Here is a 25365-nt window from a genome sequence, read left to right on the forward strand (position 1 = left end):
TCCGCCGCGGTCCGCACACTGCGTGGATGGACGCGTGTGGTGAGCGGTTCGTGATCGTCTCCGGGGACTGCCGGGCCGAGGTGGACGAGGTCGGCGGCGGCCTCGCCGGGTTCGTGCAGGGCGGCCGGGTCCGGGTGGAGCCGCATCCGCCGACGGCGCGGCCGGCGAAGGGCTCCGGCGCGGTGCTCGCGCCGTGGCCGAACCGGGTCCGCGGGGGCCGGTGGAGCCTGCGCGGCGCGGCGCAGCAGCTCGCGCTGACCGAGCCCGCGGCGGGCAACGCGATCCACGGGCTGCTCCGGCACGTCGGGTGGACGCTCGCCGACCGGGCCGGCGACCGGCTGGTGCTGACGGCAGTGGCGCCGGTCCAGCCGGGCTGGCCGCAGCCGGTGCGGGTCCGGATCACCTACACCGTCGGTGCGGGCGGGCTGGGCGTCGAGACCGAGGTGGAGAACCTCGGGTTCGCGCCGGTGCCGTTCGGCCTGGGCTTCCACCCCTACCTGCGGGTCGGTGACGTCCCGGCCGACGACCTGGAGCTCACCCTGGCCGCCCGGACCCGGCTGCCGCTGCGCGAGCAGCTCCCGGACGGTCCGCCGGAGCCGCTGGACCGCCCGTTCGCCGGGACCCTGCTGGCCGGGACCGAGCTGGACGACGCGTTCGGCGGCTGCGTGCCCGCGGAGGGCGACGACCTGGTCCGGCACCGGGTGGTCGCCCCGGACGGCGGCGGCACCGAGCTGTGGGCGGACCCGGCGTTCGGCTGGGTGCAGGTCTTCACCCCGGCGGACTTCCCGCGGCACGGCCCGGACGGGGTGGTGACCGCGGCGCGGGCGGTCGCGGTGGAGCCCATGACGTGCCCGCCGGACGCGCTGAACTCGGGCACCGACCTGATCGAGCTGGTCCCCGGCGAGCCGCAGGTGCTGCACTGGGGGATCACCGCCACCGGGTGATCCACTTCACCGGCCGGTGCGGAATCCCGGTCGATGGTTGAGCGTTCTACTTCCTGTGACTGCGACTGCTGCGCTTGCTGCGACCCAGCTCCCCCTGCCCGTCCTCGACGACGCCGGCCGCACGGCACTGTTCACCGAGGCCCGCACCGCGAACACCTTCACCGACGAGCCGGTGTCCGACGAGACGCTGCGCTCGATCTGGGAGCTCGCCCAGTGGCCGCCCACCGCGGCGAACACCCAGCCGCTTCGGGTGACCTTCGTGCGCACGGCCGAGGCGAAGCAGCGGCTGCTGCCGCTGCTCGCCGAGGGCAACCGCGGCAAGTCCGAGCAGGCCCCGGTGATCGCGATCCTGGCCGCCGACCTGGACTTCCACGAGCACTCGCCGGTCACCTTCCCGGTCAAGCCGGACTTCCGGGAGGGCATGGAGGCGCAGGGCCGCGAGGGTCGCGAGGGCATGGCCCGGTTCAACGCCGGCCTGCAGATCGGCTACCTGCTGCTCGCCGTCCGCGCGCACGGCCTCGCCACCGGCCCGATGGCCGGGTTCGACGCCGACGCCGTCACCGAGGAGTTCCTGCCCGGCGGGCGGCACCGCGCGCTGCTCGTGGTGAACATCGGGCACCCGGGCCCGGACGCCTGGTTCCCGCGCCTGCCGCGGCTGGCCGCCGAGGACGTCCTCACCTTCGCCTGAGCCCGCGGGTCACGCCGCTCGCAGGCAGCCGTGCAGCGCCCCGAGCAGCCGGGCGGCCCGGTCGTCGACGTCCTCGGCGCGCATCTCGTTGGTCAGGAACGAGAAGCCGATCCGCCGCTCGGGCCAGGCGCCGTGCCGCCCGCCGCCCGCGCCGCTGTGCCCGAACGCGACCGGCTCGGGACCGAACGTGCCGAGCCGGTCGGCGAGCTCGTAGCCGAGCCCGAACCGCACCGGCCGGTCGTTCACCGCGTCGGTACCGGTCGCGTGCGTGCGCACGGCACGGGCCAGCGCGGCCGGCCGGACCGGTGACCGCGCCGGATCGGTCAGCGCCGCGTAGGCCCGGGCCATCGCGGGAGCCCCGGCCACCGCCGCGCCGGCCAGCGCACCCGAGCGGTACCAGCCGGGGGAGTTGACGGCGTCGGCGTCGTCGAGCAGCACCCGGTACATCCGCTCGACGGCCCGCCGGCGCCGCGGATCGTCGAGGAACGTCGAGATCCGGTACCCGGGCGCCCGGACGATCCGGGCGGGCTCCGGCGGCGCGGTCGCCAGGAACACCCGGGCACCCGGCACCCGGCCGACGACCTCCTCCAGCACGACCCGCGGATCGGCGCCGCCGGTCGCCCGGCGCACCAGCTCGGCGACCAGGTTCCCCCAGGTCAGCGCGTGATAGGCAACCCGGCTGCCGGGCTCCCACAGCGGTGTCTGGCGGGCCAGCGCGACGGCGCAGGCCCGGTCGTCGAGCGCGTCGGCGGTCGCCGGCTCCGGATCGACGTAGGGCAGCCCGACGGTGTGCGCGAGCACCTGGGCGACGGTCGCGGTCGCCTTGCCGCCGGCCGCGAACTCCGGCCAGTACCGGACCACCGGCGCGTCCGGGTCGAGCCGGTCGGCGAGCGCTGCGCAGGCCGTCGCGGCCAGCCCCTTGGTGCCGGAGAACAGCACCGCCACCGTGTCCCGGGTCCACGGCCGCCCGGTCACCGGGTCGGCGAGCCCGCCGTGCAGCTCGACCAGCGGAACCCCGTCCCGGACCACTGAGAACGCCGCGCCGCCGCGCGCGCCGGCCAGCACGTCGGCGAACGCGTCCGCGACCGCGGAGAACCCGGGCGCGACCGGGCCGCGCGGCGCGGACCGTGCGGCCGCCGGATCGCCCCTCACCGCACGGCGGCCATCGACGGCGTGTGCTCCAGCAGCTGCCGGGTGTAGGCGTGCTGCGGGTCCGCCAGCACGTCCTCCACGGCGCCCTGCTCCACGATCCGGCCGCCCTGCAGCACCGCGATCCGGTCCGCGACCTGCCGGGCCAGCGCGATGTTGTGCGTCACGAACAGCATCGCCGTGCCCAGCTCGCGGCGCACCGTCGCGAGCAGGTCCACGATCGCCGCCTGCACCGACACGTCGAGCGCCGAGGTGACCTCGTCGCACACCAGCACGTCCGGCGCGGTGACCAGGGCCCTGGCGATCGCCGCCCGCTGCCGCTCGCCGCCGGACAGCCCGCCCGGATAGCGCCCGGCGAACGTGTCGTCCAGCCGGACCTGGCCGAGCATGTCCAGCACCCGGGCCCGGCGGGCGTCTGCGTCGAGATCGGTCAGGTGCCGCAGCGGCACCTCCAGCGAGCCGGCGACCGTGCGCCGCGGGTTCAGCGAGGCGAACGGGCTCTGGAACACGTACTGCACGCTGCGTAGCTGCACGTAGCTGCGCGGGGTCGCCAGCGGCTCGCCGCGCAGGGTCAGCGATCCGGTGTCGAGATCGAGCAGCCCGGCCAGGCCACGGGCCAGGGTCGTCTTCCCGGAGCCGGACTCGCCGAGCAGCATCAGGCACTCGCCGGGCCACAGCTCCAGGTCGATGCCGTCGAGCACGGTCCTGGGCCCGTAGCTCTTCCCGGCGCCGGTCACCTGCAGCAGCGGGGCGCCCGCGTCCGCACCGGACGGCGCCGCGTCCCGCTCGACGATCCGGTCCAGATCGGGCACCGCCGCGATCAGGCTCTGCGTGTACGGGTGCTCGGGCGCGGTGAGCACCTGGCGCACCGTCCCCGTCTCCACCACCTCACCGGCCTGCATCACGGCCACCCGGTCGGCCAGCCCGGCGACGACGGCCAGATCGTGGGTGATGTACAGCGCCGCCGTCCGGGACCGGGTGACCAGCTCGCGGACGGTGTCCAGCACCAGGTCCTGGGTGGTCACGTCGAGACCGGTGGTCGGCTCGTCGAGCACGACGACGTCCGGCCGGTTCGCGAACGCGGCAGCGATCCCGACCCGCTGCTGCTGCCCGCCGGAGAGCTGGTGCGGGTAGCGGCCGAGGAACGCGTCGTCGCAGTCCAGCCCGACGTCGGTCAGCACCTCCTGCACCCGCGCACCGACGTCGCCGTCGTAGCCGTGCGCCTGCAGCACCTCCGACACCTGGGTGCCGATCCGCAGCAGCGGGTTCAGCGACAGCGCCGGGTCCTGCGGCACGTAGCTGACCAGCCGCCCGCGGATCCCGCGGATCGTGGCCGGCGGCACCGTGAGCAGGTCGTCGTGCGACTCGGTGTGGCCGTCGAATCGGATGGTCCCGCCGGTGTGGACCAGCCCGGTGCGGAAGTGGCCGAGCGCGGCGAGCGCCGCGGTCGTCTTGCCCGATCCGGACTCGCCGACCAGGGCGAGGATCTCGCCGGGCGCGACGGCGTAGTCCACCCCGTGCAGCACCTCCCGGCCGCCGGTGGTCCCCACCCGCAGCCCACTGCAGGCGATCGTCGCGGAGGCCGTGGCCGTGACCGTGCCGCCCGGTCCGCTCGCGTCGTTCCCGGTCATGATGCGGCCTCCCCGGTCGTGTCGGCCGACTCCTTGGCCAGCGCGTCGGTGATCATGTTCGTGCCGACGGTCAGCACCGCGATCGCGAGCACCGGCAGCAGCACACCCCACGGCGTGACGATCAGCGCGATCCGGTTCTCGTTGATCTGCAGGCCCCAGTCCGACGCGGGCGGCTGCACCCCGAGCCCGAGGAACGACAGCGACGCGACGTAGCCGATCGAGTACGTCAGCCGCAGGCCGAGCTCGACCATCAGCGGCCCGGTGATGTTCGGCAGCACCTCGGTGGCCAGGATCCGCCGCCGCGGCACGCCGTACATCCGGGCGGCCAGCACGTAGTCCTGCCCCGCGACCGACAGCGTCGCCTGCCGGGCGACGCGGGCCACCCGGGGGATGTGCGTGATCCCGATGACCAGCACCAGCAGCCAGCCCGACGAGCCGAGCACGGCCACGGCCAGCAGCGCCAGCACCAGCTGCGGGAACGACAGCAGCACGTCACCGCCGCGCATGATCAGCGCGTCCAGCCTGCTGCTGCGGTCACCGGCGGAGTACCCGGCGAGCATCCCGGCGATCGCGCCGCCGACGATGCCGATCGCGGTCGCGGCCAGCGCGTAGAGCAGCACCGGCCCACCACCGGCGAGGAACCGGGTGAGCACGTCGCGGCCGAGATCGTCGGTGCCGGCGACCCCGTCGGACTGGAACGGCCGGCCGGCGAAGTCGTCCACCCCGTAGCCGGTGAGCAGCGGGCCGAGCAGCGGGCCGAGCAGCGCCACCGCCACGACGACCAGCGTCAGCACCGCCCCGATCCGGGCCTGGCGGCGGCGGAACGTGCGCCGCAGCAGTCCTGCAGGAACAGCGGGGGCACTCATGCGCCACCTCCCGACGCGTGACGGATCCGCGGATCGGCCAGGATCCCGGCCACGTCCGCGGCCAGGTTCACCAGCACGTAGAACGCGGCGATGATGAGCGTGATCGCCTGCACCACCTGGACGTCGCGGTTCGCGACGGCGTCGATCAGCGCCTGCCCGATCCCGGGGTAGCGGAACAGGAACTCGACGACGACGACGCCGCCGGCCAGCCAGGCGAGCTGCAGCGCGATCACCTGCGCGACCGGCCCGATGGTGTGCGGGACGGCATGCCGGACGAGCACCGTGCGCTCCGGCAGGCCCTTGAGCCGGGCCATCTCGACGAACCCGGCGTCCAGCGCCTCGGACAGCGTCGCCCGGGTCATCCGCACCACGTACGGGATCACCACCAGGGCGAGGGTGAGCACCGGCAGCACCAGCTGCTCGGGCCGCGCCCACACCGGCTCCCCGGGCCGCGCGATCGTCACCGACGGCAGGATCTGCAGGACCGACGTGGCGAACAGGACGACCAGCAGGACACCGATCACGAACTCGGGCAGCGCGGCCAGCACCAGGCTGGATCCGGAGAGCACCGAGTCGGTCCGGGTGCCGCGGCGGGTCGCCGCCCAGGCGCCGAGCGCCAGCGCGACCGGGGTGCTGATCAGCGCGGTCAGCACCAGCAGCAGCGCCGAGGCGGCGATCCGGTCGCCGAGCAGCTCGGACACCGGGCCCTGGGTGGCGGCGGAGAAGCCGAGATCGCCGGTGAGCACACCGCCGAGCCAGGACAGGTACCGCTCCCACGCCGGCCGGTCGAGGCCGAGCTGCTCGGTCAGCGCCGCCACCCGCTCCGGGGTCGCCTGCTGGCCGAGGATCGCCCGGGCCGGGTCGCCGGGCAGCAGCAGCGTCGCGGCGAAGATCAGCAGCGACACGACGAGCAGCACCAGCACGCTCACCAGGAGCCGCTTCACGATCATCTTCGTCAGCAGGCTCATGCGGCCACCCACGCCTTCCGGAACTCGTATCCGGACAGCGACAGGCCGGTGCGGTTCGGGACCAGCCCGCCGACGTAGCCCTGGTGCGCGTCCACCCGGTCCGGGAAGCCCCAGATGAGGTAGCCGCCGCGGTCGAACTCGATCTGCTGGGCCCGGCGCACCAGCTGGGCCCGCAGGTTCGGGTCCACCTCGGAACGGGCCCGCCGGATGACGGCCTGGTACTCGGCGTCGTCCCAGTGGGTCTCGTTGAACGGCGCGTCCGGCATCGACGACTGGGACGCCTGCGGGATGTAGTTGCGGGTGTTCCAGAAGCTCTGCGCGAACTCCCACTGCAGGTACTGGTCGGAGAAGAAGGTGGAGGTGTCCACCCGGCGCAGCCCGATCTCGACGCCGGCCGCGCGGGCCTGCGTCGCGTACACCTGCGCGGCCTCGACGGTGCCGGCCTGGATCGGCGAGGTCACCAGCTCCAGCGACAGGTTCGGCCGCCCGGCCGCGGAGAGCAGCTCGCGCGCCCGCTCCAGGTCCTGCTCGCGCTGCGGGTCCAGGTACTCCGGGTCGAACCGGGCGTACAGGTCGACCGCGGGGGCGCCCAGGCCGGACAGCACCTGGTTCACCATCTGCTCGCGGCCGGCGACCAGGCGCAGCGCCTGCCGCACCCGGACGTCGTCGAACGGCTCGACGTCGACCCTCATCGTGATCGGCAGCCACGCCCCGGTCTCCGAGGTGAGCAGCCGGATCGACTCGTAGGACCCGACGACCTCGGTCAGCGACAGCGGCACCTGGTCGATCGCGTCGACCTGGCCGGACAGCAGCGCGTTGATCCGCGCGTCGTCCTCGGAGAAGTTGATCAGCTCCAGCCGGTCCACCCAGGGCTGGTCCGGACGCCAGTAGCCGTCGTGCCGGACGAACGCGCTCTGCTGGCCCGGGCTGAACGACTCGAACCGGAACGCCCCCGTCCCGACCGGCCGCGTCACGTCGAAGTCCGCGGGCACGATGCCGCACGAGTACTCGCCGAGGTACTGGTCGAACACCGGCGACGGCTCGCTCAGCACGAACCGGACCTCCCGCTCGCCCGCGACGACGATGTCGTCCAGCACCCCGAGCTGGGACGCCCCGGACTTCGGGTCGTCCGGGTCGGTGATCCGGCGGAAGGTGGCGACGACGTCGTCCGGGGTGACCGGACGGCCGTCGTGGAAGGTGATGCCGGCCCGGATCGTCGCGGTCCAGGCGCGCGCCCCCGGCTCGGGGCGGACCGCCTCGGCGACGGCCGGCTGCAGGGTGTACGTGTCGTCCCAGTGCAGCAGCGGCTCGTAGAGGCTCAGCGTGCGGGCGATGTCCGGGTTGGTGGCCGGGCTGTGCGGGTCGAGGGTGTCCGACGCTCCACCGCCGGTCACCCCCACCCGCAGGACCCCGCCGCGGCGGGGTGGCCCGGCGTCCCGGGCCGCGGCGGGACCGCCGCAGCCTGCGAGCAGTGCCACCGCCCCCAGGCCGGCCGCGCCGGCGAGCAGGCGGCGCCGCGGGAACGGCGCCGCTGTCGGGCTGATCATGAACTTCTCCTCCGGGCAAGGCCCCGGAGTCCTGCCCCGGGGCCGCGGTCGCGGGCTCAGGTCGGGGGCCGGCGCACCACCGTCCCGTCGGGTTCGGCACCGGCCGGGCCGACCGGGGCGATCGCGCGTCCGGCGTGTGTGGGCTCCGGCCCGTCCCCGGTGAGCGCGTCCAGCGCGGCGGCGACCGGGTCCGGGAACGGCAGCGTCCCGTCCGGGCCGACGTGCAGGCACATCAGCTCCTCGGTCGCCGAGGGCGCGCCGGCGGGGTCCACGTACAGCTCGTGCCAGAGCCGCAACCGCTTGGCGTCCCGGCCGAGCACCCGGGTGCGCACGGTCAGCGGCGCGTCCGGACCGATCTCGGCCAGGTACCGGACGTGCGCCTCCACCGTGTACAGCGAGCAGCCGGTCGCCGCCCGGTAGGCGGCGTCCATCCCGGTCCGTTCCATCAGCGCGGTCGTCGCGTCGCCGAACACCAGCACGTAGTACGGCTCGGAGAGGTGCCCGTTGTAGTCGATCCACTCCGGGCGCACGGTGTCGGTGTGCACCAGCCCGGAGCCCGGTCGCTCAGCCACCGGCACCCCCGGCAGCCCGGGCCGCCTCGACCGCGCGCCGGACGGCGATGACCGCCCGGTCCCGCTCGGCGACCAGCTCGGCCATCGGCCGCCCACCGGCGCTGACCTGCGCACCCGCCACCATGTCGTCGCGCAGCGCGGCGGTGAGCTCGGGTGCGTCCAGCCGGGTCCACGGGGCCTTCAGCGACGGCCCGAAGTGGTCGAGCATGTGCGCCATGCCGCCCTCGCCGCCCGCCAGGTGGAAGGTCAGGCAGGGGCCGTGCACCGGCCAGCGCAGGCCGGGCCCGTCGGTGATCGAGCGGTCGATCTCCTCCGGGGTGGCCTCGCCCTGGGCGACCATGTGCAGCGCCTCCCGCCAGATCGCCTCCTGCAGCCGGTTCGCGATGAAGCCGGGCAGCTCCCGGTCCATCTCGATCACCGACTTGCCGATGTGCCGGTAGAACTCCGCCGCCCGCGCGGTCGCCCAGGGCTCGGTCGCGTTCCCGCCGACCACCTCGACCAGCGGGATCAGGTAGGGCGGGTTGAACGGGTGCCCGACGACCAGCCGGCCCGGGTCGGCGGCCTCGGTCGCCATGTCCGACATCGGGAAACCCGAGGTCGACGAGGCGACGACGACGTCCGGCCCGGCCGCGGCGGCCAGCTCGGCCAGCAGCGCCCGCTTCAGGGTGAGGTCCTCCGGGGCGCTCTCCTGCACGAAGTCGGCACCCGCGACGGCCTCGGCGGCGGTCGGGAACAGCTCCAGCGCGTGCGGGTCGGCGCCGGGCGCCAGGCCGAGCTCGGTCAGCGCGGGCCAGGCGGCGTCGATGGTGCGGCGCAGCCGGTCGCCGGCGTCCGGCGCCGGGTCCCAGGCGCGCACCCGCAGCCCGCGGGCCAGGAAGTAGGCGGCCCAGCCGCCGCCGATCACCCCGGCGCCGATGCAGGCGACGGTGCGGATGCCGCTCACCGGGCGCTCAGACACCGGCCCGCTCCTTCAGCCCCAGGATCTCGCGGGCCTGGTCCGGCGTCGCGACCGTCCCGCCGAGGTTCTGCACGATCTCGACGGCCCGCTCGGTCAGCTGCTCGTTGGTCGCCTTCACCCCGCGGGCGAGATAGAGGTTGTCCTCCAGCCCGACCCGGACGTGCCCGCCGTGCAGCATCGACTGCGCCACCCAGGGCAGCTGGTCGCGGCCGATCGAGAAGGACGCGAAGTTCGAGCCGGGCGGGAGCAGGTTCACCATCGCGGCCAGCACGCCCGGATCGGCGGGGGCGCCGTACGGGATGCCCATGCACAGCTGGAACAGCGGCGGCGCGTCGATCAGGCCCTCGGCGACCATCGTGGACGCGAACCACAGCTGGCCGGTGTCGAAGATCTCCAGCTCCGGCTTCACGCCGAGCTCCTGCACCCGCTTGGCGCCGGTGCGCAGCATGTCCGGGGTGGACACGTAGAGCTGGTTGCCCTCGCCGAAGTTCAGCGAGCCGCAGTCGAGCGTGCAGATGTCGGGCAGCAGCTCCTCGACGTGCGGGAGCCGCTCGAGCGCGTTGACCAGGTCGGTGCCGTCCACCGGCTTGAGCGGGTCCTCGGCGTCGATCACCAGGTCACCGCCCATGCCGGCGGTCAGGTTCAGCACGACGTCGACGCCGGCGTCCCGGATCCGGGTCACCGTGTCGCGGTACAGCTCGACGGCCCGGGACGGGTCGCCGGTCTCGGGATCGCGCACGTGGATGTGCACGACGGCGGCGCCCGCGCGGGCGGCCGCGATCGCGTCGGCGGCGATCGCGGCCGGGGTCACGGGGACGTGCGGGCTGCGGCCCACGGTGTCCCCGGCCCCGGTCACCGCGCAGGTGATGATGACGTCACGGTTCATCCGGTCTCCGTCCGGTGGGTGTCCTCCGGCGCCGCGAGCACGGCCCGGTCGATGAAGTCGTGCAGCACCGCGCGCATCTCGGCGGCCCCGGTGCCGGGGGTGCCCGCCATGACCTGGATGCCGAGGCCGTCGATCAGCGCGGTGAGCTGGTGGGCCAGCGGTTCGGCCCGGCCGGCGACGAACACGCCGGTGGACGCGCCGTCCTGCAGCGTCATCAGCACGCTGCGGTACCAGCGGTCGTAGGAGTCCCAGTAGAGCTCCCGGCGGGCCGGGTCGATCGCCGACTCCGCCCACACCTGGATCCAGATCGACCACTCGCGGCGCAGCAGCTCGCCCTGCGGCAGCTGCAGGTCGATCAGCCGCAGCAGCCGCCGGTGCGGGTCGGTGATCTCGTCCAGCTCGGCGACCTGCCGGTCGAACGCGAGCTTCACGTTGTGCCGCAGCGCCTCGTCCAGCAGCTGGGAGCGGGTGGGGAAGTGGTAGTGGATGGCCGCCGGGCTGGTGCCGCACTCGCGGGCCACGTCGGCCGTCCGCACCCGGTGGTAGCCGTGGTCGGCGATCAGCCGCCACGCCGCGTCCAGGATCCGGCGCCGGGTGCGCCGGGCGCCCTGCGTCCCGGCGTCCGTGCCGTCCGGCGTGCCGTCCGGCGTGGCACCGGAGGCCGCGGCGGCAGCAGGGCCAGGTGACGCGACAGGGGCCGCGGTGCCGCCCGGCACCGCGGTGTGCGTGCGCGCGTCGTCGCGGCCGTGCAGCAGCCGGTTCACCGTCTCCCCGGTGACGTCGGCGATCGCGACCAGCTCGGCCGCGGCGAACCGGCGGCGGCCGGCCAGCGACTTCGACAGCTTGGTCTCGTCCAGCCCGATCGCGGCCGCGAAGCGGCGCTGCGTCCACCCGTCCCGGTCCAGCAGCTCGCGCACCCGTGCGGCCACGGCGGGAACGGAGCGGGGATCGGTCATCGCGGAGCACGGTAGGGCCGGACTTGCGTATTTCGCAACATTTGATCCTCGACCGCGCTGCGTACAGGCCGCTTGCGGAGACCTGTCCGGCGCACCGGTCAGATTGCGCCTCCGGACCGGGTGGCCGGTGTCGCGATCACCGGTAGGGTCGCGCGTCGGTACGGAGTCGACCCGGGGGAGAGAGAGCCATGCGCTCGCTGGACGAGGCCGCGATCTGGAACGAGGGCGTGCCGGGGGTGGACGTCCCCGGCTACGACCGGACCGGCATCCGCACCGGCATCGTGCACATCGGAGTGGGTGGGTTCCACCGCGCGCACCTCGCCATGTACGTCGACTCGCTGCTGATCGCCGGGGAGGCCCGGGACTGGGGGATCTGCGGGGTCGGGGTGCTGCCCGGCGACGCCCGGATGCGCGACGTGCTGGCCGCCCAGGACGGGCTGTACACCCTGGTCCGCAAGGAGCCGGACGGGTCGCTCGCGCCGCGCGTCGTCGGCTCGCTGGTCGACTACCTGTTCGCGCCGGACGACCCGGAGGCGGTGATCGAGCGGATCGCACACGCCGACACCCGGATCGTGTCGCTGACGATCACCGAGGGCGGCTACGCGATCGACCAGAAGACCGGCGAGTTCGATCCCGAGTACCCCGGCGTCCGGGACGGGTCGTGCGCGTTCGGCCTGGTGGTGGAGGCGCTGGCCCGCCGCCGGGACCGCGGCACCGGCCCGCTCACGATCATGAGCTGCGACAACATGCAGGGCAACGGCGACGCGGCGCGGCGGGTCTTCACCGGCGTCGCGCAGCTGCGCGGTCCGGAGCTGGGCGCCTGGGTCGCCGACCGGGTGAGCTTCCCGAACTCGATGGTCGACCGGATCACCCCGGCCACCGCCGACTCCGACCGCGACGCGCTCGCCGACCGCTTCGGCCTGCGCGACAGCTGGCCGGTGGTCTGCGAGCCGTTCACCCAGTGGGTGCTGGAGGACGACTTCGCCGCCGGCCGCCCGGACTTCGAGCGGGTCGGCGTGCAGCTCGTCGACGACGTCGTGCCCTACGAGTTCATGAAGCTGCGGCTGCTCAACGCGACCCACCAGGCGCTCGGCTACCTCGGCTACCTGGCCGGCCACCGGTACGTGCACGAGGTCGCCCAGGACCCGGTCTTCGCGTCGTTCCTGCGCGGCTACATGGACGACGAGGCCACCCCGACCCTGCGCCCGGTCCCGGGGATCGATCTCGACGGCTACAAGGACACGCTGATCGAGCGGTTCGCCAACGCCGGCGTCGCCGACACCCTGATGCGGATCAACTACGGCAGCTCGGACCGGATCTCGATCTTCCTGCTGCCGGTGGTGCGCGAGCAGCTCGCCGCGGGCGGCCCGGTACAGCGGGCCGCCGCCGTCGTCGCCGGATGGTGCCGCTACGCCGAGGGGGCCGACGAGCAGGGCACGCCGATCGAGCAGCAGGACCGGCTCGCCGCTGAGCTGACCGCGCTCGCCCTGCGCGAGCGGGACGAGCCGCTGTCGTTCCTGCGGCACAGGGCGGTGTTCGGCGACCTGGCCGACGACGAGCGGTTCGCCTCCGCGTTCCGGACCGCGCTGGAGTCGCTGTACGCCCGCGGCGCCGCGGCGACGGTCGCCGATCTCGGCTGAGCGGTGGGCCCGCGGCCGGGCCGGTGGGTCCGCGGCCGCGACGATGAGTTCCGGGTGCTCCGCCGGTCAGCACCGGGGAAGCCCGCCGCAGACAGGAGACCGCCATGGGAACCATCGACGTGCACGAGTTCATCAGCCTGGACGGCGTCGTCGAGGATCCGTCCTGGACCGCCGAGTACGGTTTCACCGAGGCGATGGGCAACGCCATCGGGAACCTCTGCGACCAGGCGATCCTGCTGGGCCGCACCACCTACGAGGCGTTCCACCCGGCGTGGTCGGCGCGCGGGCACGACGTCGAGTCCGGCGGCGCGTTCTTCAACGGATCGCCGAAGCACGTGGTGACGTCCACCCTGGACGACCCGCTGGAGTGGGAGAACTCCACCGTGCTCGGCAGCTACGACCCGAAGCGCATCCAGGACCTGAAGGACTCGGTCGACGGCGGCATCTACGTCAGCGGCAGCGTCACGCTGGTCCGCGCGCTGCTCGCCGACGGCCTGGTCGACACGCTCAACCTGTTCGTCTACCCGGTGGCGCTGGGATCGGGCCTGAAGCTGTTCACCGACGGGCCGCAGGTGCCGCTGCGGCTGATCGAGACCGAGCCGTACGACAACGGCGTGGTCCGGATGACCTACGGCCCGCCGGTGTGACGCCCCGGCTCAGCGGTGCGCCAGCAGCGCCGCCCCGATGATCCCGGCCTCGTTGAGCAGCTTCGCCGGGACCATCGGGGTCCGCGTCGACACGTACGGCGACCACTTGTCGAACTTCTTGCTGACCCCGCCGCCGACGACGATCAGGTCCGGCCACAGCAGGTTCTCCACGTGCCGGAAGTAGCGGGTCAACCGCTCGCCCCACTCCTCCCAGCCGAGCCCGTCGCGCTCGCGGGCGGAGTCGGCGGCGCGGGTCTCGGCGTCGTACCCGTCCAGCTCGACGTGGCCCAGCTCGGTGTTCGGCACCAGACGGCCGTGTGCGATCACCGCCGTGCCGATCCCGGTGCCGAGCGTCGCCAGCAGCACCACGCCGGACTTCGCCCCGGCCGCGCCGAACTCGACCTCGGCGACACCGGCCGCGTCGGCGTCGTTGACCAGCACCGTGTCCCGGCCGGTGACCTTGCGCAGCACCGAGGCGGCGTCGCAGTCGACCCAGGAGTCGTCGACGTTGGCGGCGGTGCGGGTGACGCCGTGCTGGACGACGGCGGGGAAGGTGCAGCCGAACGACCCCTTCCAGCCGAAGTCGTCGAGGATCTCGGCGACGGTCGCGGCGACCGCCTCCGGGGTGGACGGTTGCGGGGTGGGGATGCGGACCCGCTCGCCGGCGAGCCTGCCGGTCGCCAGGTCCACCGGGGCGCCCTTGATGCCGGAGCCGCCGATGTCGATCCCGAACCCGTGTTCGTGCTTCTTGCTCACGTCGGCGATCCTCCCTCAGCCGGCCAGCGCGGCCGACACCACGTCGCGGGCCTGTTCCTGGATCTGCGCCAGGTGGTCGGGCCCGCGGAAGCTCTCGGCGTAGACCTTGTAGACGTCCTCGGTGCCCGACGGGCGGGCGGCGAACCAGCCGGACCCGGTGACGACCTTGAGGCCGCCGATCGGGGCGTCGTTGCCGGGGGCCCGGGTGAGCTTCGCGGTGATCGGGTCCCCGGCGAGCTCGGTGGCGGAGACCGCGTCCGCGTCGAGCCGGCCCAGCGCCGCCTTCTCCGCGCGCGTGCAGGCCACGTCGGTGCGGGCGTAGGCGGGCTCGCCGAACCGGGCGGTGAGGTCGCGGTAGTGCTCGCTGGGGGTGCGGCCGGTGGTCGCGGTGATCTCGGCGGCGAGCAGGGCGAGCAGCAGGCCGTCCTTGTCGGTGGTCCACGGGGAGCCGTCCCGGCGCAGGAACGACGCGCCGGCGCTCTCCTCGCCGCCGAAGCCGATCTCCCCGGAGCGCAGGCCGGGCACGAACCACTTGAACCCGACCGGCACCTCGACCAGCGTGCGGCCGAGATCGGCGGCCACCCGGTCGATCATCGACGAGCTGACGGCGGTCTTGCCGATCCCGGCGGCGGCCGGCCAGCCGGGGCGGTGCGCGAAGAGGTAGCCGATCGCGACGGCCAGGTAGTGGTTGGGGTTCATCAGGCCGCCGTCGGCGGTGACGATGCCGTGCCGGTCGGCGTCGGCGTCGTTCCCGGTCGCGATCCGGAAGGGGGCAGTGCGTGGAGCGTCAGCGGAACGCGCATCGGCACTGCCGGCTTCCATACGTTTCCGCAGTGACGCCATCGCGTACGGCGACGAGCAGTCCATCCGGATCTTGCCGTCCCAGTCCAGCGGCATGAACCCGAACGTCGGGTCGACGTCCGGGTTGACCACGGTCAGGTCCAGCCGGTAGCGCTCGGCGATGGCGCCCCAGTAGTCGACCGAGGCGCCGCCGAGCGGGTCCGCCCCGATCGTCACGCCGGCGTCCCGGATCGCGTCCATGTCGAGGACCTGGCCGAGCTGGGCGACGTACTCGCCGAGGAAGTCGTAGCGGCCGGGATCGATCGTCGCGGTGCGGCGCACCCCGGACAGGCCGGCCTCGAGCAGCTCGTTGGCCCGGTCCGCGATCCAGGTGGTCGCGTCGGTGCCGGCCGGGCCGCCGTCCGGCGGGTTGTACTTGAAGCCGCCGTCGGCGGGCGGATTGTGCGAGGGGGTGACGACCACACCGTCGGCGAGCCGGCCAGTTCCGGCACCGTCGGCGAGCCGGCCAGTTCCGGCACCGCCGGCGAGCCGGCCGGTCCCGGCACCGCCGGCGAGCCGGCCCGCTCCCGCGTTGGCGACCAGGATGGCGTGCGACAGCGCCGGGGTCGGGGTGAGGCCGTCCCGGGAGTCGACGACCAGCTCGACGCCGTTCGCGGTGAACACCTCGGCCGCGGTGCGCCAGGCCGGCTCGGACAGCGCGTGCGAGTCCCGGCCCAGGAACAGCGGCCCGTCGATGCCCTGGGCCGCCCGGTACTCGACGATCGCCTGGCTGGTGGCGGCGATGTGGTCGTCGTTGAAGGTGGCCGTGAACGCCGACCCGCGGTGGCCGGAGGTGCCGAACGCGACCCGCTGGAGGTCGACCTTGGGGTCCGGGTGGACGTCCCGGTACGCCGCGAGCAGCGCGGGCACGTCCACCAGGTCCTCGGGGCGGGCCGGGGTGCCGGCGCGCTCGTGCACGGTCATGGATGTCCTGTCCTTCCGGAGTGCGGTCGCCGCCCACCCTGCCGCATGGGCGGGGATGTCGGCAGCACCTACGCTCTCGTCCGTGCGGATCGCCTCGTTGCTGCCGGCCGGTACCGAGATCGCCGGGCGGCTCGGCCTGGCCGGCCGGCTGGTCGGGGTGACCTTCGAGTGCGACGACCCGGCCGGGATCCGGGACCGGGTGCCGGTGGTGGTCGACACGGCGCTGTCCGCGTCCGGGACGCCCGCCGAGATCGACGCGGTGGTCCGCGAGCGGGCGGCGGCCGGGCTGCCGCTCTACGACCTGGACCGGGCGACGCTGGCCGCCGCCGATCCCGATCTGATCCTGACCCAGGACCTGTGCGCGGTGTGCGCGCTGCCGGGATCCTCGGTCGCGCAGGCGCAGGCGGCGATCGGGACCCGCGCGCAGGTACTGTCGCTGGACCCGCACCGGCTGCCCGACGTGCTGGACGTGATCACCGCCGTCGGGACGGCGGCCGGGGTGCCGGAGGTGGCCGCCACCCTGGTCGGGGAGCTGACCGCCCGGCTGGACGCGGTCGCCGCGGCGGTGCACGACCGGCCGGCGCCGCGGGTGCTGGTGCTGGAATGGACGGACCCGCCGTTCCTGCCCGGACACTGGGTGCCGGACCTGGTGACCGCGGCCGGCGGGACGGCGGTCGGCGCGATCGCCGGTGGCCGCAGCGTCGCGACCGGATGGGACGCGCTGCCCGGCCCGGTCGACGTCGTGCTGGTCGCGCCCTGCGGGTTCGGGCTGGCGGGGGAGCGGGGTGCGCAGGCCCAGGCCCGCGCGGTGCTGGACCGGCTCCCGGCCCGGGTCCCGGTGTACGCGCTGGACTCGGCGTCGTACGTGGTGCGGGCCGGGCCGCGGCTGGTGGACGGGATCGAGGCGATCGCCGCCGCACTGCACCCGGGTGCGGTGCCGGAGCCGCCGGCGGGACGGATCGCCCGGGTCCGCTGAACGGGGCCTGCGCCGGCCGCTCGTGCGGACGTCCGGCACCGCCGGGGTCGGGTCGCCGGGCCGGGCCGGGCCGGGTCGGCGAGGTCGGACCGGAGCGGTCGGGCCGGAGCGGTCGGGCCTCCTGCCGCGGCGGTCCGGCCTACCTGCCCCGGCGCTCCCTGCCCGGGGTGTCCGCCGGTTCGGCGTGCCCCGCCGGTTCGGCGTGCCCCGCCGGTTCGGCGTGCCCCGCCGGTCCGGTCTCCCCGCCCGTCCCGGCCCTGGTCGGGCCTGCTTGTGCTCCCGGGCCCGCCTGTGCTGCCGACCCGGCCTGCCCTGCCGACCGGGCCTGCCCTGCTGCCCCGGCCTGCCCTGCTGCCCCGGCCTGTGCTGCCGGCCCGGCCCGCCCTGCCGGTCCCGCAGGCCCGGCAGGCTCGGGGTCATCGTCGTCGGCCCGGCTGCCGGGCCCGAGCCACCGGCCGACGAACCGGGCGATCCACGGCGCGACGAGCAGCATCAGCACCACCCGCAGCACCTGGACGGCGACCACCGACGTGACGTCGACACCGGACGAGATCGCGGTCGCCAGCACCGCGTACACCCCGCCGGGCGTCGTGGCGAGATAGCCCTCCAGCAGCGTCATGCCGGTGAAGTGCGACAGCACCAGACCGAGCCCGGCACACAGGGCGACCACGGCCAGGATCAGTACGGTGGCCAGCGGGAGCACCCGGGCCACGGTGGCGAGCGCCCGGCGGGTGAACCGCAGCCCGGCCTGCCAGCCGATCAGCGCATAGGCGAGGTCGACGATCGGCAGCGGCACCGACGCGTCGAACGAGAACCCGGCGAGGCTGATCACCAGCGCCACCACCATCGGGCCGAGCAGCGCGCCGGCCGGAACCCGGGCGAGCCGGGCGAGCGGGACGCCGACGGCGACGCACACCGCCAGCACCCCGAGCCCGATCCACCACGGCGCCCCGGACGTGGCCGGGTCCGGTTCGGCGCCGGGTGCGGCGTGCTGCGCCCCGTAGAGCGCGACGGCGACCACCGGCATGGTGGCCGTCACCAGGCCGACCCGCAGGTACTGGATGACGGCGACCATGCGTTCGTCGCCGCCCAGCTCGCGGCTGATCGCGACCAGCCCGGAGGCACCACCCGCCGTCTGCGCGAGCATCCCGGTGAGCGGGGTGACGCCGCGCTGCAGGCCCATGAGCAGGCCGGCGGCCATGCTGACCAGGAGTGTCCCCAGGCTGATCAGCAGGACCGGCAGCCAGTTCGAGGCGATCGCGGCGAGCGTGTCGGGCCGGGCGAGCAGCCCGATGACGACGCCGATCACCGCCTGCGCGCCCGCGGTCAGCGGCCGCGCGACCCGGCTCGGGCCGAGCCCGGACAGGGCCAGCACGGTGGCGACCAGCAGCCCGGCGAACAGCGCGGGGGAGGGCACGCCGAGGGCGCCGAGACCGATCGTGCCGAGCACGGTGAGGGCGGCGAGCAGCAGCCACCGCCACCAGGGGACGTTCCGCAGGCGCCGGAGCGCCGTCACCGCACGATCACGGACCGAGCGTATGCGGCACGGTCCCGGGCCGTGCCGCGTGCAACGGTGAGACCGGCCACGATCGTTGCGGTGAGCGAACGACCTGGCGGGGATCGGGCGTCCCGGCGTCCCGGCGTGCTCGGGCGGGAGGGTCCGCTCCTGCCTGCTCAGCCGGGATCGACCCGGAAGACCGGGCAGGTACCGGCGAGGTCCGCCAGCGCCTCGGGGGTCGGTGCTGCTGCGATGCCGCTCGCCACCATGATCTCGACTCCGTCCGGGGTCACCTCCGGCCACGCCGCGAGGATCGGGCGGGCCTCGTCGATCGGCAGCTCGGTGAGGACGACGTCCTCGGTGGCCGTCGAGGCCCCGCTGCTGAGGGTCGCCCGGCCGCCCGCTGCTCGGAGGTTCGCGATCCAGTCGGCGGCCGGGAACCCGCCCACCACGAAGCGGGCGTCGTCGCGCTCGTACACGGTCAACGGCGTCCGGCGGGGGCGGCCGCTCCGTCGTCCGGGCACGGTCAGCACCGGGAGCGCGAACCCGAGCGTCCCGGCCTCGCGCTGGGCGAGGAGCTCGTCGTTCATCTCCTTGAGCTCGCGCGGGGCGCGGATCCGGGAGCGGGGATCGGGCGTGCGGTCCACGGGGCCTCCATGAGTCGGTGCCGGTCGAGGAATAGCTCAGTACGGCGTACGTAGTTCAGTGTGTCATCGAATCGGCGGTGCCGCCTGTGGCTTCCGGTGGCGGACCGCTGTGGCGGGTGTTCGAGGTCGTGTGTCCCGTCCGGGTGGTCAGAACGGCGCGGGATCCTCGCTCGCGTCGTAACCGGGGACGGTCGATCCGGTGGAGCCGTCAGGCGTCCGGTCCCGGCCGGGATACGTGGGTGCCGGAGGCGTCTGCAGGGAGGCGGTGACGACGTCGGGGGCCGGATACGGATCGGTGAGGTCCCGGTAGTCGCGCGGGTGGGATGTGCTGGTCCAGCCGTGCGGACTGATCCATTCGACGGAGCCGTCGGGGTGGGTGAGGACCTGCCAGCCGGGTCGGTCCTTGAGGGTGTGGCAGCCGCGGCAGTAGCTGTGCAGGTTGTCTTCGCTGGTCTGGCCGCCGTGTGCCCAGGGGATGTGGTGGTCCAGGTCGCGGATGGGGTGGTCGCAGGCGGGGCCGCGGCAGTGGCCGTCCCGGGCGCGGACGTGGTCGGCCATCGCGGCGGGCGGGGAGTAGCGGGTGCGTCCGACATTGTGGATGTGGCCGGTGGCGGGATGGGTGACGAGTTGCTGCCAGACGCCGCCGGCGGCGAGCGCACGGGCCGTCGTGGCGGGGATCGGGCCGTGACCGGCGAGTTCGGCGGGGCGGTCGGTCGTGCCGATGAGGGTGTCGAGCGCGACCACCACCTGGATCAGCGGGGTGCGGCCGATGGTGCTGTTGGGATCGGGCTTCCGGGCCAGGGCCTGGATGACGGCCTCGGCGAGCACCTCGGGTGCGACCTGGGTGCCGGCGGTGGGGATGCCGCCGGCCGCCGCGGTGGGAGCGATGGGAGTGGCGGGCGCAGCGGCGGGGGCGCCGACAGCTGCGGCGCCTGTGGTGGTGGTGCCGGCGGCAACTGCGGCGGAGGTGTCGGCAGTGGCGAGGGAGGTGCGGGCGGTGGAGAGAGCGCAGCCGGCGGGGGATGTGTCGGCGATGGACGTGCCGGCCAGGGAGGAGCCGGTGGTGGCGAGGGAGCCGCCAGCAGTGGAGGTGCCGGCCGGGGAGGTCTCGGTGGAGGTGAGGGAGTCGCCGGCGGGGGAGGTGCCGGCGGGGGCGAGAGAGGTGCGGGCGGCTGCGAGGACGCTGTTGACGGCGGCGTGGACCTGGCCGAGGTCGGTGGTGGTGAGGGTGCCTTGGAGGAGTTGGTGGGCGAGGTCGACGCGGCGTTGTTCGAGGGTGCGTGGGTCGTCGGTGCCCAGTGAGCGGGCGAGGCGATCGAGCGAGCGCCAGGAGGCCTGGGTGTCGTGGGCGGAGCTGGTGAGCCAGAGGGTGGCCATGGCGTCCTCGCCGTTGGACAGGCCGATCCGGCGGTCGGCCAGGGATCGTTGGTGGCGGCGTTCGGCGCCGTCCGGGTCGATCCTGGCCACGGCGCGGCGGAGCCGGTCGTAGATCTGGCGGCGGGTGGCTCCGGCGGCTCGGGCGAGGACGATGGTTTCGACCTGGTGGGCCTGGTCGTCGTCGAGGACGTCGGTGGCGCGGAGCACGGTGTCGACCTTGCTCTGGTCGAGCAGCCCGGTCTGGAGGGCGTCGAGGGTGGCGGGCAGGACGTGGGTGAGGCGTTGGGCGTCGGCGATGATGCCGCGGGCGCGTTCGCGGCTGATGGCCAGGACGAGGCCGAGTTCGTCGGGCACCCACTGTTCGACGGGGGTGGCTGTGGCGGCGCCGGGGCGGGTGGCGTGGCTGTCGCGGGGGTGGCGGTCGGCGTAGGCGGCGATCATGCGGTGCTCGAGGGCGGCGAGCCAGCTGCGGTGGCGGGCGGTCGCGGCGACGACCTCGAGCAGCTGGGTGTCGGTGAGCTGCCCGGCCACGGCGGCGGCGTACTCGATGTGCAGGGCCAGGCGGGACCCGGGTGGGGCGCCGGGATCGATGACCGGGATGCCGGATGCCGGCTGGTGGGCGGCGAGGTCCGGATCGGCCTCGGGTTCGAACTCTGGGTCGGCCTCGGTTTCGAACTCGGGTCCGAACTCTGGGTCGAACCCGGGGCCGAACTCTGGGTCGAACTCGGAATCGAACTCTGGCTCGATGTCGGGAGGTTCGCGGTCGGCCCAGTGTGGGCGGTCGAGTACCACCTCTGTCGGGTCCGTGAGATCGAACATGCATTCGATTCTAGGGTGCTCGGGGTCGCGCTCGCGAGCGTCCGACCATGATCGTTTGCAATGGTGAACGAGTTTCTGCGCCGGCTCGCGACCACGGCGGCGAGGGGCCCGGCCTCGGTCCGGCCGGCCCCTGCCCCTGCCACTGCCCTTCCGGTGCCGGTGCCGGCTCCACGGTGGAGGCAGCTGCGCGACCATCACATGGTTGGCCGGGCCGCCGGCGGGTGTTGCCGGCGACACCGGCACCGGCGACGGCGTTGACGGCGATCCCGACGGTGTCAGACGCCGATGGCCGCATCCGGACACCCGCGGCCGGTCATGACTCCCGGGCGTCCTCGACGGCCTGCTCTGCCCGGGCCACCGCCGCTGTGGACGACCGGGCCCGGCGGTCCGCGTCGCCGGCCGCCCGTTCCGCGGATCTGGCCTCCCGCTCGGCGGCCGTGACCGCGCTGCGCGCACGGTCGAGCTCGGCCCGCAGGTCCTCGACCCGGCGGTGCGCGTCGTCGCGCCGCGTGGCCGCCGCGTCGGCACGTTCGCGGGCGTCGTCGCGTTCCCGGGCCGCGTCGTGTACGGCGAGCCGGGCCTGTTCGAGGAGGGCCTCGGCGTCGGCGACGGCCGTCTCCCGCCGTGCCCGTTCTGCCTGTGCCCGCTCCTGTCGACGTAGCGCGCCGGGTTCGCCTGACGACGGCTGGTCCGGTGTGGCCCTGCTGCCGGACGCTGCGGGCCGGTCCGGGGTCGCGCGGCGGCTGCGGGATGCCGTAGGCCGGTCCGGCGTGCCGGATTCCGGTGGCTGGTCGGGTGTGGTGTGGCTGCCGGAGGTCTGCGGCCCGTCCTGACCGGACGACGCTGCCAGCGGGCCGAAGCCGCTGTGCCGCTCGAACCGCACCAGGCGCCCGGAGCGGACGCGCTCGGCGAGCTCCTCGTCGGCGAGCGCCGACTCCAGCACCACCCGCACCTCGCGCTCCAGCGCGGGCTCGATCCGGCGGCCGGTCTCCCGGCCGAGCTGCGCGGCCCGCCGGGCGAGGGAACCGACGAGCGTGCTCCGCTGTGCCGACACCCGGCGCAGGGCGGCGCCGTCCAGCGACTGCTGCGCCTCGGCGAGCGGGCCGGCGAGGCCGAGCAGGCCGTCGACCTCGTCCGGGACCTCGGCGACGAGCAGGTTGGTCAGCCAGGCCGCCCGGGTCGGCCGCTTGAACGACGCGATCTCCTTCGCAGCGGCGCGGTCCCCGGCGGCCCGGGCGTCGGCGACGAGTGCGTCCCGCTCGGCGACGAAGTCCTCCGGCGGGATCCGCTGCAACCGCGCGGCGGCCTCGGCGACGACGGGCGCGGGACCGGCCGGCGCGCCGGACTCCCGGGCCGAGCCGGGCGTGCGGGGGCCGGCCCCGGGTGCCGGCGCACCACCGGCACGCGGGCGGGCACCCGGGCCGTCGTCCGGGCGGGCGTCCGGGCTGTCGGCCGGGTTGCCCCCCGGGTTGTCGGCCGGGCGGGCACCCGGGCCGCCGTCCGGGCTGTCGGCCGGGTTGCCCCCCGGGTTGTCGGCCGGGCGGGCACCCGGGCCGCCGTCCGGGCTGTCGGCCGGGTTGCCCCCCGGGTCGTCGTCCGGGTTGTCGCCCGCGCCGCCGTCCGGGTCCGAGCCCACCTGGGCGTCCGTCAGCTCAGGTTGGCGTGCGTGCCGACCAGGGTCGCCCGGCCCACGGTGTGGCCGAACAGGTTGAACCCGAGGAACGCCGGCGTCGCGGTCGCCGGGACGTCCAGCGACGGCACGTCGACCGCATGCACCACGAAGTAGTAGCGGTGCGGCCCGTGTCCGGGCGGCGGCGCGGCACCCAGGTACCGGGCCAGGCCGGCGTCGTTCGCCAGCTGAACGGCCCCCTCGGGGAGCCCGGAGCCGCTCTCGTCACCCGCACCGGACGGCAGCGACGTCACCGACGCCGGGATGTTCAGCACCGCCCAGTGCCAGAACCCGGAGCCGGTCGGCGCGTCCGGGTCGAAACAGGTCACCACGTAGGACTGCGTGCCGTCCGGCGCACCGGACCAGGACAGCTGCGGGGACACGTCCTCGCCGCCGGCACCGAAGATGCCGGACAGCTGCGGGGCGGCGAGCGCCGCGCCGTCGTTGAGGTCGGTGCTGGTCAGCTCGAACGACGGGACCGGGGGGAGCTCGTCGTAGGGGTTGCGGGGCACGTGGGCGTCCTCCTCGTCTCGGGTGGATGTCCGCCGAATCCTGGCACGGCGCGCCACCCCCCGTCCTGCCGGAGAGCGGGACAGTCTGTTCGCCGTGCAGATGCTGCTGGTGGTCGTCGGGCTGATGGTGGCGACGGTCGTGCTGGTCGGGGTGGGCGAGCGGCTGCGGCTCCCGTGGCCGGCGCTGATGGTGGTGCTCGGGGCGGGCGTCGCGGTCACCCCGGGCCTGCCGGACGGGTTCCGGGTCGAGCCCGACCTGATCCTGCCGCTGTTCCTGCCACCGCTGCTGTTCGCGACCGCGCAACGGACGTCGTGGGCGCTGTTCCGGGCCCGGTGGCGGACGATCGCGCTGCTCGCCGTCGGGCTGGTCCTGGTCACCGCCACGGCGGTCGCCGGTACCGCCTGGCTGCTGGTCCCCGGGATCGCGCTCACCGCCGCGATCGCCCTGGGCGCGATGGTGGCACCGCCCGATCCGGTCGCCGTCGAGGCGGTCGCCGGGCAGGTCCGGATCCCGCGCAGGCTGGTGTCGGTGCTGCAGAGCGAGGGCCTGTTCAACGACGCCACCGCGCTGGTCATCTTCCAGGCGGCGGTGCTCGCGACGGTCGCCGGCGACGAGCTGAGCCCGCTCGGGCTCGGGGTGCGGTTCGTGGCCGGGGCGGCCGGCGCGGTCGTCGTCGGGCTGGGCGTCGCCTGGCTGGCGCGCCGGGTGCTCGGACGGCTGACCGACACGGTCGGCCGCAGCGCGCTCACCCTGGTGCTGCCGTTCGCGACCTACCTGGCCGCCGAGGAGATCCACGCGTCCGGGGTGATCGCCGTCGTCGTGCTCGCCCTGCAGCTGCGGGCCGGCGCCGACGCCGACGAGGCCGCCGAGCGGCTCACCCAGACCTCGCTGTGGAACGTGGTCGAGCTGCTGGTCACCGGCCTCGCGTTCGGCCTGATCGGGCTGGACCTGCGCCAGGTGGTGACCGACGCGGGTGACGACCTGCCCCGGATGCTCGGGCACGCGGCGATCGTCTGCCTGGTCGTGATCGTGGTGCGGGTGCTGTGGATGACCGCCGCCTGGCGGATCCTGCGCCGCAGGCCCGGCGCCGCCGACGAGGGCGCGGCGCCGGTCACCGGACGGGAGGCGGTGCTGCTGTCCTGGTGCGGCATGCGCGGGCTCGCGACGCTCGCCCTCGCCCTGTCGCTGCCGGTCGTCACCGCCTCGGGCGAGCCGTTCCCGGCGCGCGCCGAGCTGGTGCTGATCGCGGTGTCGGTGCTGCTGGTGACGCTGCTGGTGCCCGGCTTCACGCTGCCGGCGCTGGTCCGTGCGCTCGACGTCGACGACGAGGCGGAGGCCGAGGAACACGCCGAACGGGAGATCGTGCGGCGGGCCCGGCGGGCCGCGGTGGCGACGATCGAGTTCGAGCAGCGGGTCCGCGAGCTGCCCGACGAGGTCGGCGCCGTGCTGCGGGAGCGGGCCGACCGGCTGGAGGCGGTGCTGTCCGGGGAGACGCCGTCGGAGGAGGAACGGCAGCGGATCGCGGCACTGCAGACGGTGCGCGCTCAGGTGGCGCAGGCGCAGGCCGCCGCGCTCGCCGCGGCCCGGGCCGAGGTGCTCGCCGCCCGCCGGGAGCCCGGGGTGGACCCGCACGCGGCCGACCGGGTGCTGCGCCGGCTCGACCTGCGCACGGTGCTGCTGGACTGAGGCGGGCCGGCGCCGGCTCGGCGCAGGACGGCCGCCGCGTCCGGCTCGGCGCAGGACGGCCGCCGCGTCCGGCTCGGCGCAGGACGACCGCCGCGTCCGGCTCGGCGCAGGACGACCGCCGCGTCCGGCTCGGCGCAGGACGACCGCCGCGTCCGGCTCGGCGCAGGACGACCGCCGCGCCCGGCTCAGCGCAGGACGACCGCCGCGC

22 protein-coding genes are annotated in these 25365 nt (G+C 74.9%); 6 read left to right on the forward strand and 16 right to left on the reverse strand.

What is annotated here, in order from left to right; genetic code table 11:
- Positions 1-26 precede the first annotated feature (26 nt).
- Together ABZ881_RS18590 and ABZ881_RS18595 are read left to right on the forward strand one after the other, a co-directional pair.
- Positions 27-944, forward strand: coding sequence for an aldose 1-epimerase family protein (locus ABZ881_RS18590; protein ID WP_358486085.1), 918 nt, complete (start codon positions 27-29; stop codon positions 942-944).
- Positions 945-999: 55 nt separating this feature from the next.
- Positions 1000-1632: a malonic semialdehyde reductase gene (locus tag ABZ881_RS18595; RefSeq protein WP_358486087.1), complete on the forward strand. Its 633-nt coding sequence runs from the start codon at positions 1000-1002 to the stop codon at positions 1630-1632.
- A 9-nt stretch (positions 1633-1641) separates the two neighbouring features.
- Here ABZ881_RS18595 and ABZ881_RS18600 read toward each other — a convergent pair whose 3' ends face one another.
- The 9 genes from ABZ881_RS18600 to ABZ881_RS18640 are packed head-to-tail and all read right to left on the reverse strand — an operon-like array spanning position 1642 to position 11165.
- Complete coding sequence (locus ABZ881_RS18600) at positions 1642-2784, reverse strand: serine hydrolase domain-containing protein (RefSeq protein ID WP_358486089.1); 1143 nt, start codon at positions 2782-2784, stop codon at positions 1642-1644.
- On the reverse strand, positions 2781-4412 hold the full coding sequence (locus ABZ881_RS18605; protein ID WP_358486091.1) for an ABC transporter ATP-binding protein: 1632 nt from the start codon (positions 4410-4412) through the stop codon (positions 2781-2783). The genes ABZ881_RS18600 and ABZ881_RS18605 overlap by 4 nt, the downstream gene beginning before the upstream one ends.
- On the reverse strand, positions 4409-5278 hold the full coding sequence (locus ABZ881_RS18610) for an ABC transporter permease (protein ID WP_344017833.1): 870 nt from the start codon (positions 5276-5278) through the stop codon (positions 4409-4411). The genes ABZ881_RS18605 and ABZ881_RS18610 overlap by 4 nt, the downstream gene beginning before the upstream one ends.
- The gene (locus ABZ881_RS18615; protein WP_358486217.1) at positions 5275-6237 is read right to left on the reverse strand and encodes an ABC transporter permease; all 963 of its coding nucleotides are present in this window, start codon (positions 6235-6237) and stop codon (positions 5275-5277) included. The genes ABZ881_RS18610 and ABZ881_RS18615 overlap by 4 nt, the downstream gene beginning before the upstream one ends.
- 5 nt (positions 6238-6242) lie before the next feature.
- On the reverse strand, positions 6243-7793 hold the full coding sequence (locus ABZ881_RS18620; protein ID WP_358486093.1) for an ABC transporter substrate-binding protein: 1551 nt from the start codon (positions 7791-7793) through the stop codon (positions 6243-6245).
- Between the two features lie 56 nt (positions 7794-7849).
- Positions 7850-8365, reverse strand: coding sequence for a thioesterase family protein (locus ABZ881_RS18625; RefSeq protein WP_358486095.1), 516 nt, complete (start codon positions 8363-8365; stop codon positions 7850-7852).
- On the reverse strand, positions 8358-9323 hold the full coding sequence (locus ABZ881_RS18630; protein WP_358486097.1) for a 3-hydroxyacyl-CoA dehydrogenase NAD-binding domain-containing protein: 966 nt from the start codon (positions 9321-9323) through the stop codon (positions 8358-8360). The genes ABZ881_RS18625 and ABZ881_RS18630 overlap by 8 nt, the downstream gene beginning before the upstream one ends.
- Positions 9316-10209, reverse strand: coding sequence for a 3-keto-5-aminohexanoate cleavage protein (locus ABZ881_RS18635; RefSeq protein ID WP_358486099.1), 894 nt, complete (start codon positions 10207-10209; stop codon positions 9316-9318). The genes ABZ881_RS18630 and ABZ881_RS18635 overlap by 8 nt, the downstream gene beginning before the upstream one ends.
- Positions 10206-11165, reverse strand: a complete 960-nt coding sequence (locus ABZ881_RS18640; protein WP_358486102.1) for a TetR/AcrR family transcriptional regulator — start codon at positions 11163-11165, stop codon at positions 10206-10208. Before ABZ881_RS18640 ends, ABZ881_RS18635 begins: the two co-directional genes overlap by 4 nt.
- A gap of 188 nt (positions 11166-11353) precedes the next feature.
- Between ABZ881_RS18640 and ABZ881_RS18645 the strand changes: the two genes are divergently transcribed.
- Positions 11354-12805 (forward strand): mannitol dehydrogenase family protein, encoded by a 1452-nt coding sequence (locus ABZ881_RS18645; protein ID WP_358486104.1) that lies wholly within the window; start codon positions 11354-11356, stop codon positions 12803-12805.
- Between the two features lie 104 nt (positions 12806-12909).
- Entirely contained in the window at positions 12910-13452 is a 543-nt protein-coding gene (locus tag ABZ881_RS18650) for a dihydrofolate reductase family protein (RefSeq protein ID WP_358486106.1), read from the forward strand.
- Positions 13453-13461: 9 nt separating this feature from the next.
- Here the strand turns inward: ABZ881_RS18650 and ppgK are convergent, their stop codons facing one another.
- Entirely contained in the window at positions 13462-14208 is a 747-nt protein-coding gene (gene ppgK, locus ABZ881_RS18655; RefSeq protein ID WP_344017825.1) for a polyphosphate--glucose phosphotransferase, read from the reverse strand.
- A 15-nt stretch (positions 14209-14223) separates the two neighbouring features.
- Positions 14224-15972 carry a phosphoglucomutase gene (locus tag ABZ881_RS18660; RefSeq protein ID WP_358486108.1) on the reverse strand — a complete coding sequence of 583 codons (1749 nt, stop codon included), beginning with the start codon at positions 15970-15972 and terminating at the stop codon, positions 14224-14226.
- A gap of 82 nt (positions 15973-16054) precedes the next feature.
- Between ABZ881_RS18660 and ABZ881_RS18665 the strand changes: the two genes are divergently transcribed.
- Positions 16055-16948 (forward strand): cobalamin-binding protein, encoded by an 894-nt coding sequence (locus tag ABZ881_RS18665; RefSeq protein ID WP_358486110.1) that lies wholly within the window; start codon positions 16055-16057, stop codon positions 16946-16948.
- A gap of 139 nt (positions 16949-17087) precedes the next feature.
- Here the strand turns inward: ABZ881_RS18665 and ABZ881_RS18670 are convergent, their stop codons facing one another.
- The 5 genes from ABZ881_RS18670 to ABZ881_RS18690 form a co-directional block, all read right to left on the reverse strand.
- Complete coding sequence (locus ABZ881_RS18670) at positions 17088-18464, reverse strand: AbrB family transcriptional regulator (protein WP_358486112.1); 1377 nt, start codon at positions 18462-18464, stop codon at positions 17088-17090.
- A gap of 158 nt (positions 18465-18622) precedes the next feature.
- Complete coding sequence (locus tag ABZ881_RS18675; protein ID WP_358486115.1) at positions 18623-19093, reverse strand: nitroreductase/quinone reductase family protein; 471 nt, start codon at positions 19091-19093, stop codon at positions 18623-18625.
- Positions 19094-19240: 147 nt separating this feature from the next.
- Entirely contained in the window at positions 19241-21484 is a 2244-nt protein-coding gene (locus ABZ881_RS18680) for a DUF222 domain-containing protein (protein ID WP_358486117.1), read from the reverse strand.
- A 118-nt stretch (positions 21485-21602) separates the two neighbouring features.
- Positions 21603-22925: a hypothetical protein gene (locus ABZ881_RS18685; RefSeq protein ID WP_358486119.1), complete on the reverse strand. Its 1323-nt coding sequence runs from the start codon at positions 22923-22925 to the stop codon at positions 21603-21605.
- 11 nt (positions 22926-22936) lie between these two features.
- Entirely contained in the window at positions 22937-23470 is a 534-nt protein-coding gene (locus ABZ881_RS18690; protein WP_358486121.1) for a YbhB/YbcL family Raf kinase inhibitor-like protein, read from the reverse strand.
- Positions 23471-23570: 100 nt separating this feature from the next.
- Between ABZ881_RS18690 and ABZ881_RS18695 the strand changes: the two genes are divergently transcribed.
- Positions 23571-25157 carry a Na+/H+ antiporter gene (locus ABZ881_RS18695; RefSeq protein ID WP_358486219.1) on the forward strand — a complete coding sequence of 529 codons (1587 nt, stop codon included), beginning with the start codon at positions 23571-23573 and terminating at the stop codon, positions 25155-25157.
- Positions 25158-25365 lie beyond the last annotated feature (208 nt).

Origin of the sequence: Pseudonocardia sp. NPDC046786, assembly GCF_040645415.1 — a bacterium.
GTDB classification, from domain to species: Bacteria; Actinomycetota; Actinomycetes; order Mycobacteriales; family Pseudonocardiaceae; genus Pseudonocardia; species Pseudonocardia kongjuensis.